This is a genomic window from Heliobacterium chlorum (genome assembly GCF_014502795.1).
GTDB lineage: Bacteria > Bacillota > Desulfitobacteriia > Heliobacteriales > Heliobacteriaceae > Heliobacterium > Heliobacterium chlorum.
The window spans coordinates 59,060-76,705 of sequence record NZ_JACVHF010000010.1; the positions used below are offsets into that span (position 1 = coordinate 59,060).

Below are 17,646 nucleotides of genomic sequence, written 5' to 3' on the forward strand. Positions count from 1 at the left end.
CTTTTTGTAAAAAGAAAGTCCCTATTTCCCTGCCTATATTGACAATCTTTGATTTTCGCTTGGAGGAACCGTTTTGAGTGTCAAACAAGTAAGCAGCAATACGGAAGTGGACGAACGGCTCGCCGCCTTGATGACGAATGCCAATGCTATCCGGGCTATTTCCTCAGCCGTAGAAGGCACATTAGGCCCCAAAGGCTTGGACACGATGCTCGTCGACAAATTCGGCGATGTGGTCATTACCAACGACGGTGTCACCATCCTTCAATTGATGGAAGTGAACCATCCAGCGGCGCGCATGCTGATCAAAACGGCGAAAGCGCAGCAGTCTGAAATCGGCGATGGAACAACGACGGCGACGGTGCTCGCCGGTAGCCTGATCTCGGAAGGCGTCAACCAAGTGACCAAAGGCGTCCCTGTCTCCCGGGTCATCGAAGGACTGAAAGCCGGTGTGAAGAAAGCTATCGAGATGTTTCATCGTCATGCCCGTCCGATTCAAGGGGTTCATGATCCCATGCTGGAGCGGGTCGCTTTAGTGGCAGGCCGGGAACATCAGGATATCGCTCAGTTGGTCGTAGATGCCGCCCGGTTGATCGGGGAAGAGAAGCTGAAGGAATCAGGTTATAAGCTCTCCGATTCGGTCCGTGCCCGAGAAGGCGCTGACAATCAGGTCTTGACTGGAGTCATCGTCAACAAGAAGCCCATGAACGAGGATATGCCTAAACTGTTGGAAAATGCCTCCGTTCTGATTGTCGATGACGCCCTTGAACCCGAAGAGATGGGCGATGAAGCGCTCAGCACTGAAGCCGGATTCAACTGGTACCGTCAAAAGCAACAAGAATTCCTGGAGAATATACGCAAAATCATCGCATTAGATATAAAAGTCCTTTTAGTCGACCGCGGTGTGGAAGATATCGCCGAAGAGATGCTCACCGACGCCGGTGTGCTGGTCATCCAGCGCGTCTCCAGTCGAGAATTGAAAAAAGCAGCCGAACATACTGGCGCCCGTGCCGTCAAACGAACTGGTTTGAAACGGGAGCCCCAAGATCTAACCCGTTATCTCGGGAAGGCAGGCAAGGTTATCGTCGACGATAAGTTGGAACATGTCTGTCTGCTTCAGGGTTCCGGAAAACCGGTAGCCACCGTCCTCGTTGGTGCGGCCACGGAAGAGGTCGTCGGCGAACGGGAACGGATCGCCAAAGACGCTGCATCGGCCGTGCAAGCTGCTGTTAAAGGCGGCCTAGTCCCCGGCGGCGGCGCTGTGGAGTTAGCAGTGGCCCGGCAGATTGAAGAGGTCCGTAGAGAGACGAAAGGCATGGCTGCCTACGGCCTCGATTGTGTCGTTGGCGCTCTGAAGAAACCTTTCTCGCAGATCATCACTAATGCCGGCTTTAACCCCTTAGAAAAGCTGGGTGACGTGATCGCCGCCCAAATGGAGCAAGAGAGCGATAAACTTTCCATCAACTGCGATAATGGTGAAGTCTCCGATATGTGGGAACTGGGCGTCATCGACCCTGTTCTTGTCAAGGTACATGCCTTGAAAGCAGCCGGAGAGGTCGCCGAAGCGATTTTACGCATAGATACGATCATCAAAAAGCGTGAAGAACGAGCCGATGGCAAAGGAGAACATGGGGAGGGTAATTGGTGACAAAAGAAGAAAAATTGACCGTAGAAGAGCCTGTTGTCGACACTTCTGAAAAGACGGCTGAACCTGTGGATGCAGAATCGGCTGCAAAAACTGTGCACAGCACTGCAGATTTGCATGGCGAAGCAGGTAACCCTGAGGAGAACTCGGAAGAACAACAGGCGACAGAGGCAGCTGAACAGCTGGGCAAATTCCTGGCTGAAGTCGCTAAAACGCAGGAAGAGCTAGAAAAGACGAAAAAGGAATTGCAAGATGCGGAAAATCGCTATCTTCGCCTGCAAGCCGATTTCGATAACTTCAAACGACGGACCCGCCAGGAAAAAGAAGAACTAGGTACCTATGCAAATGAACAATTGATTAAAAAATTGCTCCCCGTACTGGACAACTTCCAGCGCGCCCTCAATGCGATGAGAAAAGCCGGGGCAGAAAACATCCTCTCCGGTGCGGAAATGATCCAACGGCAGTTGATCGACATCTTGACCAAAGAAGGCCTGGAAGCGATGATTTCCGTCGGTACAGACTTTGACCCCACCCGTCATGATGCGGTCATGTATGGCGAAGCTGACGGAGAGTTTGCCGATGGCATCGTCATGGAAGAGATGCAAAAAGGCTACCTGCTGAAAGAGAAGGTCATCCGTCCCGCTATGGTTAAAGTCGCTAAAGGTTAAAACATAAGGACTTCGAGCCAATTAAAACCTCAATTAGAAATGGTCATGTTTTAAATTTAACGGGAGGTATCATCATATGAGTAAAATTATCGGTATCGACTTAGGAACGACCAACTCTTGTGTAGCCGTCATGGAAGGCGGCGAAGCCGCTGTTATCCCTAACCGGGAAGGGGCTCGTACTACTCCCTCGATCGTCGGTTTTTCCAAAACGAATGAGCGCCTCGTTGGTCAAGTCGCGAAGCGCCAAGCGATCACCAACCCCGATCGGACGATCATCTCCATCAAGCGCCACATGGGTACCGATCACAAAGTGAAAATTGATGATAAAGATTATACACCCCAACAAATTTCAGCGATTATTTTGCAACGCTTGAAGGCGGACGCAGAAGCTTATCTCGGTGAAACGGTGACCAAAGCGGTCATCACCGTTCCGGCCTATTTCACTGATTCCCAGCGGCAAGCGACGAAAGATGCAGGCACCATCGCTGGTCTAGAAGTCATGCGTATCATCAACGAGCCGACAGCGGCGGCGTTGGCTTATGGTGCAGACAAAGAAGAAGACCAAACGATCCTCGTTTATGACCTCGGCGGCGGCACCTTCGACGTATCCATCCTGGAACTGGGCGACGGTATTTTCGAAGTCAAATCGACTTCCGGTAACAACCGTCTCGGTGGTGACGACTTTGACCAGCGCGTCATCGACTGGATGGTAGCAGAGTTCAAAAAAGAAACAGGTGTCGATCTGCGCGGCGATAAGATGGCTGTGCAGCGCTTAAAAGAAGCTGCCGAAAAAGCGAAGATCGAACTGTCTGGAGTCATGTCCACCAATATCAACCTGCCCTTCATCACGGCTACCGCCGAAGGTCCACAACACTTGGATATGACCTTAAGCCGGGCTAAATTTGACGAGATGACAGCCGACCTGGTCGAAATGACAATGGGCCCGACCCGTCAAGCTTTGGCTGACGCTAAAATGGAGCCGAAAGACATCGACAAGGTCATCCTGGTCGGCGGTTCCACCCGGATTCCTGCCGTTCAAGAAGCGATTCGCAAATACCTGGGCAAAGAACCATTCAAAGGCATCAACCCTGACGAAGTCGTCGCGATGGGTGCCGCTATTCAAGCGGGCGTACTCGGTGGGGAAGTGAAGGGTATTGTTCTCGCTGACGTAACCCCATTGTCTTTGGGCTTGGAGACCTTAGGCGGCATTTGCACCATCTTGATCCCGCGGAACACCACCATTCCCACCTCGAAAAGCGAAATCTTCACCACCGCCGCTGACAACCAGACTTCCGTGGAAGTTCACGTCCTGCAAGGTGAGCGGAAAGTGGCTGCCCAAAACAAAACGCTCGGCCGCTTTAACTTAGGCGGCATTGCACCGGCGCCTCGGGGCATCCCGCAAATCGAAGTGAAATTCGATATTGACGCTAACGGCATTGTTCACGTCAGCGCCAAAGACAAGGCGACCGGCAACGAACAAAAGATCACCATCACCGCCTCGACCGGTTTGTCTAAGGATGAAATTGACCAAATGGTCAAAGACGCGGAACTGCATGCCGAAGAGGACCGCAAGCGTCAAGAAGAAGTGGAGATTCGCAACCAAGCAGACGCCATGGTTTACCAAGCTGAGAAAACCTTAAAAGACTTTGGCGACAAAGTTGAAGCGGCTGACCAAGAAAAAATCAACGCTGCTAAAGAGGAACTGAAAAAGGCCCTCGAAGGTAATGACAGCGAAGCAATAAAACAAAAAACGGAAGCCTTAACGACAGCTGTGTATGAAGTATCCACCAAAATGTATCAGCAAGCAGGAGCTCCCGGAGCGGCTAATGATCCTGGAGCACCTGGTGCTGGTGGCTTTGGCGGAGAAGCGAAAAAAGATGACAATGTGGTCGACGCCGACTATACTGTCATTGATGACGAGAAAAAGAAATCCTAATTGGACGACGGGGGGCTTAGCCCCCCTGTCAATGCTTTTACCGGGGGGAGGGGACAAGTATGAGCAAACGGGATTATTATGAGGTATTGGGAGTCAGCCGTGAGGCCGGGGAACAGGAGATCAAAAAGGCTTATCGCAAGCTCCTGAAAGAATATCATCCTGACGTCCACCCGGATAAAAAACTTGCAGAAGAGAAGATCAAAGAAATCAACGAAGCTTATGAGGTTCTCTCTGATCCGGATAAGCGGGCTCAGTATGATCAATTCGGCCATGCTGGTCCCGGATCCGGCGGTTTTGACTTTGGTGGAGCCGACTTTGGCGGTGGATTCGGAGACATTTTTGACATGTTCTTCGGCGGTGGAATGGGCGGTGGACAGCGCAGGGGTCCTCAAAAAGGTGCCGATCTGCGTTTCAACATGTCCCTTTCCTTTGAGGAAGCTGCTTTCGGTGTGGAAAAAGAAGTGGAAATTCCACGGATGGAAGCTTGTGATGTCTGCGGCGGCAGCGGTGCCGAACCGGGAACGACAGCACAGACTTGTCCCACCTGTCACGGCTCAGGCCGGGTCGCTACCGTCTCTAAGACATTCCTCGGCAATGTGCAGACCGTTCGCCCCTGCAGCACTTGCGGCGGCGAAGGCAAAATCATCAACAAGCCTTGCCGTCATTGCGGCGGTCAAGGGAAAGTTCGCAAACACCGCAAGATCAAGGTGAATGTCCCTGGCGGTGTCGATTCGGGAACTCGTATTCGAGTGCCTGCCGAAGGGGAAGCGGGAGAACGAGGAGGCCCACCGGGCGATCTCTACGTATTTGTGGAAGTTCTTTCCCATTCCTTCTTTGATCGTGACGGCGATGACGTGACCTGCCAAGTCCCCGTCAACTTTGTCCAAGCGGCCTTGGGAACAGAAATCGAAGTTCCCACCTTGGATGGTAAAGTGCTCGTCAAAGTTCCCGAAGGGACCCAATCCGGTACGGTCATCCGGATTCGCGGCAAAGGCATCAAGCGGCTTCGAGGAACCGGTCGGGGAGATCAACGGATTGAGATCAAGGTTTCTGTACCGACCAAGTTATCGGACAAGCAAAAAGAACTTCTCCGGGAGTTCGGTAAAACGCTGAGCCTGGACAATATATCAAATGAAAAAGAAAAATCATTTTTTGATAAGGTGAAGGATGCCTTCATGTGAAGGCCGTTCTGAAACAGCGGGGAAGGGTGTGTCACCGTTGAAATGGCGTGAAATCGCCATCACCACCCGGCAAGAAAATGCCGATGCGATGGCAGAAATATTCGAAACCGTCGGAGCGATGGGGATGGTAATCGAAGATCCTCAATTGATCGCGGATTATATCGACAGCAATGTATGGGACCATCACAACGTAGAAATCCCCGACGTTCCCAAAGGCATGATTCGACTCAAAGTTTATTTGCCTGTCGATGAACGCATCGAAGAGCGCCTCAACCTGCTGCAGGAAGAATTGTCGGCCTGGGAAAGGTCCCAGGATGGCTCGTCAGCTCATGCCTGGACGATGACAGATATCCTAGAAGAAGACTGGGCCCATGCCTGGAAGGCTTTTTTCAAGCCTGAGAAGGTAGGGCGGCAGATCGTCATTCGTCCTTCTTGGGAACCTTATGATGCTTCTGACGACGATCTGATCATATCCATCGATCCGGGTATGGCTTTCGGTACGGGGACACACCCGACAACAGTAATGTGCATTCGAGCCTTAGAAGATTACATCTTTCCAGGTGCTCAGGTAATCGATGTGGGTACCGGTTCTGGTGTGCTATCGATCGCTTCTGCGCTCCTGGGCGCCGGTCATGTCATCGCTTTAGATAACGACTTGGTGGCGGTCAATTCAGCCCGAGAGAATATCGAACTGAATCACGTCGATTCGGTCGTAGAGGTGCGCCAAAATGACTTGTTGGCAGGTGTCCAAGAACCGGTAGATATCTTAGTGGCCAACATTGTAGCCGACGTAATCGTCCGACTTTCTCCCCAGGCTGCAGAACTGCTGGAACCTGGAAAGCTGATGCTTGCTTCAGGCATCATTCAGAACCGTTTAGATGATGTGGTCGACGCGCTCACCGCAAACGGTTTTGTCATTGAGGAATTGATTAGTCATGGAGAATGGGCGGCTGTGGTTGCCCGAAAAGAATAGTTCATGCACCGCTTTATTTTCGATCCCGCCCAAAAATTTGGCGATCAGGCCTGGCTTGATGGGGAAGAGAGTAACCATCTCACCCGGGTCCTCCGGTTAAAAACGGGGGATGAAGCTATCCTTTTTGATGGTCAAGGAAACGAGTATACCGCTCGTGTCGCTGAAATCACCAAAGATAAGGTGCTCATGACGGGCCTGCAATCCACGGGAGAGACTCGAGAATCGCCTCTGCAGGTCTGTCTCGTCCAAGCGGTAGCCAAAGGCGAAAAAATGGATTGGATCGTTCAGAAGGCTACTGAACTCGGCGTGAACCGGATACTACCGGTGCTGACAGAGCGGACGATTGTTAAACTTGATCGAGGGAAAGCCATAGAACGCAGGGACAGATGGCAAAAGATCGCTCGTGAAGCGACAAAGCAATGTCGGCGAACGATCATACCAGAGGTCATCGTCCCCATATCTTGGAGAGAACTGTTGACGCAATGGGACCGTTCCCAACCGCTGCTGATCCCGTGGGAACAGTTAAGAGGCATCGATTTGAAGACGGCTCTACGCCGACTGAAGCCTTCAGCTTCCCAAGGAACTGGCTTCCTTGGACTCGTCATCGGCCCTGAGGGAGGCCTGACAGAGGAAGAAGTGAAGGCGGCTGAAGAGATTGGCGCCCTGCCGGTTAGCCTTGGTCCCCGAATTTTACGAACGGAAACAGCCGGACTCGCCGCTTTGGCCGCGATCATGTATGAACTGGGGGATTGGGGATGACCGGAAAACAACCCACTGCCGCCTTCTATACGTTGGGTTGTAAAGTCAACCAAGGCGAAACCGATTCGATCGCGGGTATGTTCAAAGCACGTGGTTACCAACGGGTCGACTTTGATGAGCCGGCCGATGTGTACGTCATTAACACCTGCACGGTGACCCACCTCAGTGACCGCAAGTCCCGTCAAACGATCCGGCGGGCTTTGCGCTTAAACCCTGACGCTGTCGTCGCTGTAACAGGCTGTTACGCCCAGACTTCCCCCGATGAAGTCCGGGCCATTGAAGGCGTCGACGTGATTGTGGGAACGGATCAGCGCAGTCGAATCGTGGAACTCGTGGAAGAGCATCGGCTAGAGGGTAACGCCGTCGATCAGGTCAGTGATATTCGCGCCGTTCAGGTCTTTGAAGAACTGCCTGCTGTAGCCGAAATTTCCCGTGCTAGGGCTTCCATCAAGATCGAAGATGGTTGTAACCTCTTTTGCACATACTGCATCATCCCCTATGCCCGAGGACCGGTGAGAAGCCGCCCCGTAGAGAGTGTGATCCGGGAAGCCCAGCGGTTGGTTTCGGAAGGCTTTCAGGAAATCGTCCTCACAGGGATTCATTTGGGCGCCTATGGTGCCGATTTGGATACAGAGCTCTCCGATCTGTTAGAACGGCTCATCGAAGAGGTGCCCGAACTGCCAAGGCTGCATGTAGGTTCGGTGGAACCGCAAGAGTTTACGGCAGACCTGCTACAGATCATCCAGCATCCTAAAATCAACCCTCATTTCCATATTCCCTTACAGTCCGGCTCTGATTCAGTGCTGGAACGAATGGGACGGCGATACCGGAGACAGGATTTTATCGACGTCGTCGCGAAAATACGTTCGTTAATCCCCGGTGCAGCGATCACTTCTGACGTCATCGTCGGCTTTCCCGGAGAGACGGAAGGCGATTATTTGCTGACAGAGGAAACGTGCAAAGCGGCTGCTCTGGCAGGCTTGCATGTATTCCCTTTTTCTCCGCGCAAGGGTACAGCGGCCGCTTCTTTTACAGATCAACTGCCCGCCTCGGTGAAACAGGATCGGGTTAAACGTCTGATGGCGGTTGCCCAAGAACTGTCGCGAGATTACGCAGAGACTTTCGTTGGAAAAACCATGACGGTCCTCGTTGAGGAAAAATCGGGGGAATACTGGTCAGGACATACGAACAATTACTTGAAAGTACTCATCCCGTACCAAATGGGTGATCACAAAGGTTCAAGCTCCATCGACGACGCTGACGTAAAGGAACAACTTGTTCCCGTCCGGTTAGAACGACTTCTTTCCGACAATACACTTCTCGGACATCCACTGGAATCTCAGCAAAGGGGGTGAACTTGAATTGAGCGATTGTATTTTTTGTAAAATCGTTCGCAAGGAAATTCCCGCCCAGATCGTTTATGAAGACGATGTCGTTGTGGCTTTTAAAGATATCAATCCGGCAGCGCCTACCCATATTCTGATCATCCCCCGGGAACACATTTCTTCGATCGCAGTTGCTGAAGCCAGCCATCAAGCGATTTTGGGTCAGCTTTTGCTGGCCTCCCAAAAAGTCACAGCAGCCCTAGGGATAGAGCCTGATAACCATCGCCTGGTGATCAACACCGGTGCTAATGCGGGTCAAACTGTATTCCATCTGCACGTCCACTTGCTTGCAGGTCGAAACCTGGGTTGGCCTCCCGGATAAAATGGTATAATAACCACTGTTGACGCTTTCGCCCCCTGGAAGTATAATGTAGACTGTGTGTATCTTGTTTCAATCACACAAACGTTCACCGCACCGAGCATAGCCTGGACCCGGCATCATAGATACCAGCGGGGGGAGGGAAGCGGAATGAGCGAAGTACGAGTAGGTAAAAATGAGAGTTTAGATAGCGCCTTGCGGCGTTTTAAACGCTCCTGCCAAAAAGCGGGCGTATTGTCCGAATATCGCAAACGTGAACACTATGTCAAGCCTAGTGTGAAGCGCAAGAAAAAATCAGAGGCAGCCCGGAAACGGAAGACCACCTAAAGAAAGGTGAATCATCTATCCATGTCCCTAAAGGAACGTTTGATGGAGGACATGAAGCAGGCGATGAAGGATAAGGAGGCCGGAAAGTTTCGGCTCTCCGTGATTCGCATGGCTAGGTCCGCCATTCAGAAAGCGGAGATCGATAAACGGCGTGATTTGACCGACGAAGAACTCTTAGAGGTCTTAGCTCGGGAAGTCAAACAGCGCCGCGACTCCATGGTCGAGTACGAAAAAGCGGGGCGAACCGATGCGATTGACGCCCTGAAACAGGAGATCGACATCCTGACCGCCTATCTTCCCCAGCAACTTTCCGAAGAAGAGGTCCGCGCTTTGGTGCGAGAGGCTATGGCGGTGACCGGAGCCCAAGGTCCTCGGGATATCGGCAAGGTCATGGGGGTTCTGATGCCCAAAGTCAAAGGCCGTGCCGATGGCAAGCTGGTTAATCAGATTGTCAAGGAATCCCTTGGCTAGTTTGTATACTTCTGAAAATTGGTTTCGGAGAACCCTCGTCGAGAAAAGCTCGATGAGGGTTCTTTTCGTTTGTCGGCGGCATGTTAAGCCGCCTTTTCGCATATCTATGGACAGGAGTCCGGGAAGGGGGCTATTGTCCTTGGCTTGGGAACGTGGTAAACAGAGGCTTCAAAAAGCGTTGGCCGGCCTCTTGGAAATGCCGAAAGATGTGCTGATGGACTATCCCAAAGTCACTATGATCGGCAATGTGCAGTTGGTCTTAGAGAATCACCGCGGTATTGTCGAGTATACGGAAGAGCGCATCCGGGTTTTAGTCACAGGTGGCCAATTGGAGATATTTGGGGAAAAACTGGTCTTGCGAACGATCCTTCCAGAAGAACTGATGGTGGAAGGGCGGATTCACCAGGTTCATTTCCCGAAGTAGCACTTCAGGAGGGAAAAAGATGCTGCGCAACTGGTGGACCTTTTGGCTCGGTTTCTTACGCATCAACATCGAAGGAACTCAGTTAGAGAAATTTATCAATCTGGCTGCAAGCAGAGGGATCCCCTTATATGACTTACGCAGAACACCGTCAGGCCGGATGACGGCGCGAGTTCGTCTGGACGGCTTTCGCCTACTCCGGCATGTAGCTCGGAAAACAAACAGCCGGGTCCGTATCGAGGGGCGTTCCGGCTTTCCTTTTTTCCTTACCCGGGTAAAACGGCGCAAGGCTTTGGTCATGGGCGCCTTCACTTTCGTTTTAGCCATATATATGATGTCGACATTTATCTGGGATGTGGACGTAGTCGGCAATGAGCGCCTGGACAAGCCGACGATTTTACAAGCCGCTTACAATTCCGGTGTTCGTCCAGGCCGATGGCTTCCCATGGTCAATGTTCGGGAGGCGGAACAAAGGATCATCGCAGAAATTCCAGGACTTGAATGGGTGGGGATTCGAGATCAGGGGACACGACTTATCATCGAGGTACAGGAAAAGGTCCTGCCCAATCGACCGCCTGTGGCTGGTCCGAGCCACATTGTCGCTGCGAAAGATGGTGTGATTCAACGGATGATCGTTCTCGTCGGTGAAGGTAAAGTTGCCGAGGGAACGCGAGTGACCAAGGGGCAAGTGTTGATATCCGGGGTGATTTACGCACCTCAAAAAGAGGAAGAACCCCTAAAGAAAGCGGAGGACAAGCCGGCTCCGCCAAAAGTGCTCGAAAAGCTTCAAGCCAAGGGGGAAGCTTGGGCTCGGGTTTGGTATGAGCAAACTTTGGAAGAACCGACACAATTGGAGGGAACGATCCCAACTGGAGAAACATCCGGTCAATGGAGAATAAAATGGGGAAATCAGGAAATCATCATAAAAGGACCTTCTTCGAGTCCGTTCGCAAACAGTACTGAAGAGGTTTATACAAGAACACCTTCTTTATGGAGGAATCTCCAAATACCTGTCGAATTAATTAAAACGGAATATCATGAGTTACGCCCCTATCGCCAAAATCGCACTCCCCAAGAAGCGATTACAGCGGCTCAGGACAAGGCACGGCAAGCGCTTATGGGACAGTTGCCTCAAGGTGCAAAGGTTTTGCGAGAGATGGTGCTGCCCCAGCCTTCCTCTCCAGACAAGGTAAAAGTGAAGGTGTCTATCGAAGTGTTAGAAAACATCGCTTTGCCGCAATCTGTTGACGCTGTAGAACAAGGAACGTAATGAATGGGTGGCGTAAGTCACATTAGGAGGTTGGACGATACTGTCGGCATCCGACCGTGAGGTCCGAATAAATTTAGAAGACAATTGGGACGCCGTACGGCTTTTTGGACATCGTGATGAGAACTTACGGCTGATTGAACGGTTGAGTGGAGTTCGCGTCGTAGCTCGCGGCGGTGAAGTGATCATCACTGGAGAACCGGCGAATGTGGACCGTTCGTCCCGGCTTTTTCAACAGTTAGTCGCCATGGTCAAGTCTGGACAGTCCATCGGCGTCGGAGAGATCGAATACGCCTATGCTTTCACTGGTGAAGAAGACGGGGTCCTTCTGGCCGACTCGCTTTCGGAAGTGATTTTGACGACTGTCCGGGGAAAACAGATCAAAGCCAAAACATTAGGCCAACGGAAGTACTTGCAGTCGATCCGTCAAAATCAAGTCATTTTTGGCGTTGGGCCTGCCGGGACAGGCAAGACGTACCTTGCCGTCGTCATGGCTGTACTAGCTCTGAAAAACAAAGAAGTCAACCGGATCATCTTGACCCGGCCCGCTGTAGAGGCGGGAGAAAAGCTCGGGTTCCTACCGGGTGATTTACAAGAGAAAGTAGATCCCTACCTGCGTCCGCTCTATGACGGCCTTTTCGATACGATGGGGGCCGAACCTACCCAAAAATTTATGGAACGAGGGATCATTGAGATTGCTCCCCTCGCCTATATGCGTGGCCGCACCTTGGACGATTCATTTATCATCCTCGATGAAGCCCAAAATACGACGCCTGAACAGATGAAGATGTTCTTGACCCGTCTCGGCTTTGGTTCTAAAGCTGTCATTACGGGAGATATTACGCAGGTGGATCTGCCCCGCGGTTCGAACTCGGGGCTAATCACCATTCAAAAGATCCTGCAAGGTATTGAGGGAATCAGTTTTCATTTCTTCACCACCGGGGATGTCGTGCGCAACCCCTTGGTCGGCCGTATCATCCGTGCTTATGAAGAATTTGAAGGCCGAGGTGGACAGGGAAACAAATGAGGTGACATGGATTGGCGTATAGCCAGATAACAACCCTGTTGACGCTCGCCGTAAAAAAAGCCTGGCAATATAGCTTAACTCGCCGTGTCATCTTCGGCCTGGCCTTTTTTTTAACTATTACTACGATTTTATCTTATCCCTATCTGTCTCCATCGGAGACATTAGAAGCGGGAGAGGTATCCTCTAAAGACATCACATCGCCCATGACCAAAGATGTGGTCGATGAAGAAAAAACCCGCATTGCGAGGGAGCAGAAGGTCAACGCCACGCCTCCCGTCTATACTCATGACCCGAATGTAGCCAGTCGGGTAAAAAATGAGATCGGGCAAGATTTTAACGCGATCATAACGTATCAAAAGGCTCGTTCGACGAATGAAGGCGGGGCAGTCAACGGTAATGGACCCGATGAAAAGCTGGATACCTTGAAGAGCCGATTGACGGTGACCATACCAGAAGCTCTGTTGCAAAAGCTGATCGCTATGCGCCCTGAGTCATTGGCCTTTATTCAGAAGGAAACGGAAAATTTGGCCATTGAAATGTTGAATATGCCTGGACTGACGGAGGTCCTGACCGAATCCACCGATGCCGCTTCGGCGGTGCAAGGATCCAGTCGTGTCTTGCCCTACAGCATGGCAGAAGCTCGTTCGAACGTGCAAGAACGGATCAATCGATCCACTTTTTCTAAAGATGCCAAAGATACCCTGCAGTTCATTGTTCCGCTTTTTCTGCGTCCTAATGCCACCTATGACGAGGATGCGACCAAACGGTTGCGGAATGAGGTCAGACAGAGTGTAGCCCCCTATACGATCCCCGTTCGCAAAGGAGAGATCATCATTCGCAACGGGGAAGTGGTGTCAGAAGAACATATTCGGATTCTATCCCAACTGGATATGCTCCGAACTGGCGAAAGCTGGATGAAAACAGGCGGAATGGCGCTGCTTGTCCTGTTGAATATGTTCATCGTCATCTGGTACCTGCGTACATACCGCCGGGACCTATACAAGGACGAGCGTTTACTCGGCCTTTTGGGGTTAATGGCCACAATGACGCTGCTGACGGCTCGGATTATCACCAGTATTCGCCTTCATGACCAGCAAGACATCTATAATCAACTCTTGTATGTGATTCCTGTTGCCACGGGTCCCATGCTGCTGGCGATCCTCTTGGAAAGCCGAGTGGCCGTATTCATGTCATTCGTGCTAAGCGGTTTTATCGGTATCATCGCTGACTACTCCATTCCCCATGCCATCGTCGCTTGGATAGGCTCTATCGTCGGCGTATACAGCGTATCCCGCTTCAGTCAGCGCATGGACTTTGCCCGAGCCGGCTTTACCATCGCGGCAGCGAACATGGTCGCAATCTTCTCCATGGGTCTAGCGACAGGAGTTAAATTGCGTGTTCTGGCCACCTATGGAGTGCCGATGGGTGTGATCAACGGCATTTTGTCGGCCGTCTTCATGATCGGCTCGTTACCATACTTAGAATCTGCTTTTAAATTGACCACCTCTGTGAAGCTCTTAGAGCTGGCGAACCCGAACCGCCCTCTGTTGCGGCGCCTCTTGATGGAAGCACCAGGAACATACCATCATAGCTTGCTCGTCGGGAATCTAGGTGAAGCGGCTGCGGAGGCGATCGGTGCAGACACACTGCTCGTCCGGGTAGGCGCCTATTATCACGATATCGGCAAAGTGCGCCGTCCAGCCTTTTTCATCGAAAACCAATCCCAAGGGCAGAACCCTCATGATAAGATTGCACCGACTTTGAGTACGCTGATCATCACATCCCATGTCAAAGACGGTGTGGAGATGTGCCGTGAGGCAGGATTACCTCCACAAGTCGTTGATTTAGTGGAGCAGCATCACGGTGTAACCCTTGTATCATATTTCTATCATCGAGCCTTAGAAGCGGATCGTACTGAATCGGTTCAAGAAAAGGATTTCCGCTATGAAGGGCCAAAACCGCAGACGAAAGAAGCTGCCCTGGTGATGCTGGCCGATACGGTGGAGGCAGCTGTCCGTTCTCTTCCTCAGCCGACACCCGGTAAAATCGAAGGGCTCGTTCGCAAACTCATCAAAGAAAAACTCAACGACGGCCAATTGGAAGAGTCTGATCTGACCTTCAAAGACCTGGATCGGGTGGCGCAAGCTTTTTGCCGGGTCCTGAACGGAATCTATCATACACGAATTGAGTATCCTGAAGGCATGACGAAAGAATTGGAAGGAAGGAAGAACCGAAGTGGAACTGTATATAGTGGATGAACGAGATGAAATATCCTTAACTCCCGATGAGGAAGAAACATGGCAACTCCTCTTTGAACAATTGGCCTTACTATGCCTGGAGGAGGCCAACCATCCTGTCGAAGATACGGAAATCAGCCTCGTTCTCACCGATGACGAAAAAATCCGTACGATGAACCTGCAATATCGCAATATCGATGCACCGACTGATGTGCTATCCTTCGCCATGGAAGAGCAGACCGATGATGAGCCCGAATTTGAAGATCCTTCAGCCGGTCAAATCCTCGGGGACATCATCATCTCTGTAGAAACGGCGGAACGGCAGGCTAAAGAATACGGACACTCGCTGGAACGGGAGATGGGCTTCCTCTTTGTCCATGGTATGTTCCACCTGCTCGGTTATGATCATCAAGAAGAGGAAGATACTCGCGCCATGCGAGCTGTTGAAGAGAAAGTGCTACAGAATCAAGGACTCCTGCGAGGCTAACTTAGAGGATGAACTGGGCAACATTTTTTCGCTCCTTCGTCTACGCGGCCCGTGGAATCAGCTGGGTTGTCCAAACCCAGCAGAATATGCGTGTTCATGTCGCTGCCGCTGTGACGACCATGGCGATGGCCGCTTGGTTTCGATTGGGCGGTTGGGAACTGGCTTGGGTTGTCACAGCGGTTTTTCTGGTTCTTTCTGCGGAGGCTTTTAACTCCGCCATTGAAGCGGCGATCGATCGAATCGGACCGGAGCGGCATCCCCTTGCTGGCGCTGCCAAGGATGCTGCTGCGGGAGCCGTTCTCATCCTGGCGATTCACGCCGTCATCGCCGGTATCTTCGTCTTTGGGCCAAGAATCCTGCAGTAGTGGAAGGAAAGTGGCTTATGACCAGTCATCAGGAAGGCTTATCCACCATTTCAGAAGCACTTTTGTCAGAACTGATTGCACAAGCTCGAAAGGCTCGAGATAAGGCATATGCACCCTATTCCCGGTTCCGTGTCGGTGCGGCCCTGATCGGGGAAGACGGCAAGATTTATAGCGGCTGCAATGTTGAAAACAGTTCTTTCGGTTTGACCAATTGTGCTGAACGAACGGCTATATTTAAGGCTGTATCGGAAGGTTGTCAACAATTTCGGCTCTTGGTGCTGACTTCGGATGCAAAGGAGCCTGTAACCCCTTGTGGCGCTTGCCGCCAAGTGATGGCCGAGTTTGCTCCCCAGATGAGCGTCATCATGATCGACAACGAAGATCGCTGTCAGGTCTTGTCTGTAAGCCAGTTGCTTCCCGGAATGTTTACGTTAACGCAATAACCATCTTGTTGAGGTGACCTTATTTGGCAGAAAAATTCCGTGTTCTCCGGCGGTACAAGCGAGATAAAGTGAATCGTGAAAAATCGCCGAAATCCCCAAACGAAGAGGTACGTACCATACCTTCCGTGACCGAAAAAAAGAACCTCCGTTCCGGCTTTATCAGCATCATCGGACGGCCGAACGTCGGTAAGTCGACCCTGATGAATCAGTTGATCGGCCAAAAAGTGGCGATCATGTCGGATAAACCACAGACGACACGCAACCGAATCGTTGGAGTGCTCAATGACCCCCTCGGTCAGGCTGTTTTTCTCGATACACCAGGTATTCATAAACCGAAACATAAACTCGGCGAAATCATGGTCACGACGGCCCGGAAGACCTTAAACGAGGTCGATCTGATCTTATACGTCGTGGACGTGACCGAAGAGCCTGGCGGAGGGGAGCAGTTCATCAGCAATCTGCTGAAGGAAGTCAAAACACCGATCTTCTTGGTTGTAAACAAACTGGACGCTATCACCCGGGAAGAAGGCCTAAAACGGATTGCCCAATATTCGCAGCTCGTCTCCTGGCAGGAAGTTATCCCGGTATCGGCGAAGGAAAAGACGAACTTAGATACCTTAAGAGATCTGATCTTCGGACGACTGGAAGAAGGACCGCTCTATTATCCGGCTGATGCCGTTACCGACCAACCGGAAAGACAACTGATGGCTGAACTGGTCCGGGAGAAGGTTCTACTGGCGACCCGAGAAGAGATTCCCCATTCGGTGGCTGTTGTCATCGAATACTTGCAGGACACGCCTCGGGGCGGCTTAGTCGTTCACGCTACGATCTATACAGAACGTGATTCTCAAAAGGGGATTTTGATCGGAAAAGGCGGTTCATTGCTCAAGCAGGTGGGCCAACAAGCCCGCCAAGAAATCGAAGCACTTCTCGGTACGTCGATCTATCTAGAACTCTGGGTCAAGGTGAAAAAAGACTGGCGCCATCGCCCTGATGTTCTCCGATCCTTTGGATTCGACGACCGAAAAGACTAAAGGGGGCTGGAAGATGTCCAGCCAATGGACGAAAGATCAAGTGGCCCGTACTATCGATCATACGTTACTAAAACCGGATGCGGTGGAAGCGGAAATCGTCTCGCTTTGTCGGGAGGCGGTGGCAAACCGTTTTGCCGCTGTATGTGTGAACCCTATCTGGGTACCAACTTGTGCGAAACATTTAAAAAATGAGTCCGTCAAGGTGGCGACGGTGATCGGTTTTCCCCTCGGTGCAAACTGTACGGAGATCAAAGCGAAAGAAGCCCAAGCTGCCCTGCAGGCAGGCGCGGCCGAACTGGATATGGTGTTGAATGTGGGCTGGGCAAAACAGGGCCATTGGGATAAAGTACAAGAGGATATCGCCGCGGTTGTCGAAGAAGCGCGGCAATATCCCGGGGCTGTCGTTAAGGTGATCCTGGAGACGGCCTTCCTTTCCGACGATGAAATCGTGGAAGCTTGTCACCGCTCCGTCCAAGCCGGTGCCGAATTCGTCAAGACCTCAACTGGTTTCGGACCGGCAGGCGCCACTGTGGAACATGTGGCTTTGATGCGCCGGGCTGTCGGAGATCGGGCAAAGGTTAAAGCTTCAGGGGGCATCCGAACAGCGGAAAAGGCAGCGCAGATGCTCTCTGCCGGTGCCGATCGGTTAGGTACAAGTGCGTCCATCGCTATTTTGAACGGATTCGCTTGATAAGCGATTTTTT

At 51.6% G+C, this 17,646-nt stretch carries 19 protein-coding genes; all 19 read left to right on the plus strand.

The window, feature by feature from the left end:
• Positions 1–73: 73 nt before the first annotated feature.
• The 19 genes from H1S01_RS10975 to deoC all read left to right on the plus strand — a co-directional run bounded on the left by H1S01_RS10975 (position 74) and on the right by deoC (position 17,633).
• Positions 74–1,645: a TCP-1/cpn60 chaperonin family protein gene (locus tag H1S01_RS10975; protein WP_188040537.1), complete on the plus strand. Its 1,572-nt coding sequence runs from the start codon at positions 74–76 to the stop codon at positions 1,643–1,645.
• Complete coding sequence (grpE, locus tag H1S01_RS10980; protein WP_341479081.1) at positions 1,642–2,310, plus strand: nucleotide exchange factor GrpE; 669 nt, start codon at positions 1,642–1,644, stop codon at positions 2,308–2,310. Before H1S01_RS10975 ends, grpE begins: the two co-directional genes overlap by 4 nt.
• Positions 2,311–2,386: 76 nt before the next feature.
• Complete coding sequence (gene dnaK / locus H1S01_RS10985) at positions 2,387–4,246, plus strand: molecular chaperone DnaK (protein ID WP_188040538.1); 1,860 nt, start codon at positions 2,387–2,389, stop codon at positions 4,244–4,246.
• 59 nt (positions 4,247–4,305) lie between these two features.
• Positions 4,306–5,427, plus strand: a complete 1,122-nt coding sequence (gene dnaJ, locus H1S01_RS10990; RefSeq protein ID WP_188040539.1) for a molecular chaperone DnaJ — start codon at positions 4,306–4,308, stop codon at positions 5,425–5,427.
• Positions 5,428–5,464: 37 nt separating this feature from the next.
• Positions 5,465–6,400, plus strand: a complete 936-nt coding sequence (gene prmA, locus H1S01_RS10995) for a 50S ribosomal protein L11 methyltransferase (protein ID WP_188040540.1) — start codon at positions 5,465–5,467, stop codon at positions 6,398–6,400.
• A 3-nt stretch (positions 6,401–6,403) separates the two neighbouring features.
• Complete coding sequence (locus H1S01_RS11000) at positions 6,404–7,159, plus strand: 16S rRNA (uracil(1498)-N(3))-methyltransferase (RefSeq protein WP_188040541.1); 756 nt, start codon at positions 6,404–6,406, stop codon at positions 7,157–7,159.
• Positions 7,156–8,514 carry a tRNA (N(6)-L-threonylcarbamoyladenosine(37)-C(2))-methylthiotransferase MtaB gene (gene mtaB, locus H1S01_RS11005; RefSeq protein ID WP_188040542.1) on the plus strand — a complete coding sequence of 453 codons (1,359 nt, stop codon included), beginning with the start codon at positions 7,156–7,158 and terminating at the stop codon, positions 8,512–8,514. The genes H1S01_RS11000 and mtaB overlap by 4 nt, the downstream gene beginning before the upstream one ends.
• 7 nt (positions 8,515–8,521) lie before the next feature.
• Positions 8,522–8,866 (plus strand): histidine triad nucleotide-binding protein, encoded by a 345-nt coding sequence (locus H1S01_RS11010; protein WP_188040543.1) that lies wholly within the window; start codon positions 8,522–8,524, stop codon positions 8,864–8,866.
• 147 nt (positions 8,867–9,013) lie between these two features.
• On the plus strand, positions 9,014–9,190 hold the full coding sequence (rpsU, locus tag H1S01_RS11015; protein ID WP_155477231.1) for a 30S ribosomal protein S21: 177 nt from the start codon (positions 9,014–9,016) through the stop codon (positions 9,188–9,190).
• A gap of 21 nt (positions 9,191–9,211) precedes the next feature.
• Positions 9,212–9,661: a GatB/YqeY domain-containing protein gene (locus H1S01_RS11020; RefSeq protein ID WP_155477232.1), complete on the plus strand. Its 450-nt coding sequence runs from the start codon at positions 9,212–9,214 to the stop codon at positions 9,659–9,661.
• A 139-nt stretch (positions 9,662–9,800) separates the two neighbouring features.
• Complete coding sequence (gene yqfC / locus H1S01_RS11025; RefSeq protein WP_155477233.1) at positions 9,801–10,085, plus strand: sporulation protein YqfC; 285 nt, start codon at positions 9,801–9,803, stop codon at positions 10,083–10,085.
• 19 nt (positions 10,086–10,104) lie between these two features.
• Positions 10,105–11,352 (plus strand): sporulation protein YqfD, encoded by a 1,248-nt coding sequence (gene yqfD, locus H1S01_RS11030; RefSeq protein WP_188040544.1) that lies wholly within the window; start codon positions 10,105–10,107, stop codon positions 11,350–11,352.
• Positions 11,353–11,392: 40 nt separating this feature from the next.
• Complete coding sequence (locus H1S01_RS11035) at positions 11,393–12,376, plus strand: PhoH family protein (protein ID WP_188040603.1); 984 nt, start codon at positions 11,393–11,395, stop codon at positions 12,374–12,376.
• An 11-nt stretch (positions 12,377–12,387) separates the two neighbouring features.
• Positions 12,388–14,634, plus strand: coding sequence for an HD family phosphohydrolase (locus H1S01_RS11040; protein ID WP_188040545.1), 2,247 nt, complete (start codon positions 12,388–12,390; stop codon positions 14,632–14,634).
• Complete coding sequence (ybeY, locus tag H1S01_RS11045; RefSeq protein WP_188040546.1) at positions 14,612–15,100, plus strand: rRNA maturation RNase YbeY; 489 nt, start codon at positions 14,612–14,614, stop codon at positions 15,098–15,100. The genes H1S01_RS11040 and ybeY overlap by 23 nt, the downstream gene beginning before the upstream one ends.
• Positions 15,101–15,108: 8 nt before the next feature.
• Complete coding sequence (locus tag H1S01_RS11050; RefSeq protein WP_188040547.1) at positions 15,109–15,465, plus strand: diacylglycerol kinase; 357 nt, start codon at positions 15,109–15,111, stop codon at positions 15,463–15,465.
• A 17-nt stretch (positions 15,466–15,482) separates the two neighbouring features.
• Positions 15,483–15,908, plus strand: coding sequence for a cytidine deaminase (gene cdd, locus H1S01_RS11055; protein WP_188040548.1), 426 nt, complete (start codon positions 15,483–15,485; stop codon positions 15,906–15,908).
• 116 nt (positions 15,909–16,024) lie between these two features.
• Positions 16,025–16,942: a GTPase Era gene (era, locus tag H1S01_RS11060; protein WP_188040604.1), complete on the plus strand. Its 918-nt coding sequence runs from the start codon at positions 16,025–16,027 to the stop codon at positions 16,940–16,942.
• A 13-nt stretch (positions 16,943–16,955) separates the two neighbouring features.
• Positions 16,956–17,633 (plus strand): deoxyribose-phosphate aldolase, encoded by a 678-nt coding sequence (gene deoC / locus H1S01_RS11065; RefSeq protein WP_188040549.1) that lies wholly within the window; start codon positions 16,956–16,958, stop codon positions 17,631–17,633.
• The last annotated feature ends 13 nt before the right edge of the window (positions 17,634–17,646 follow it).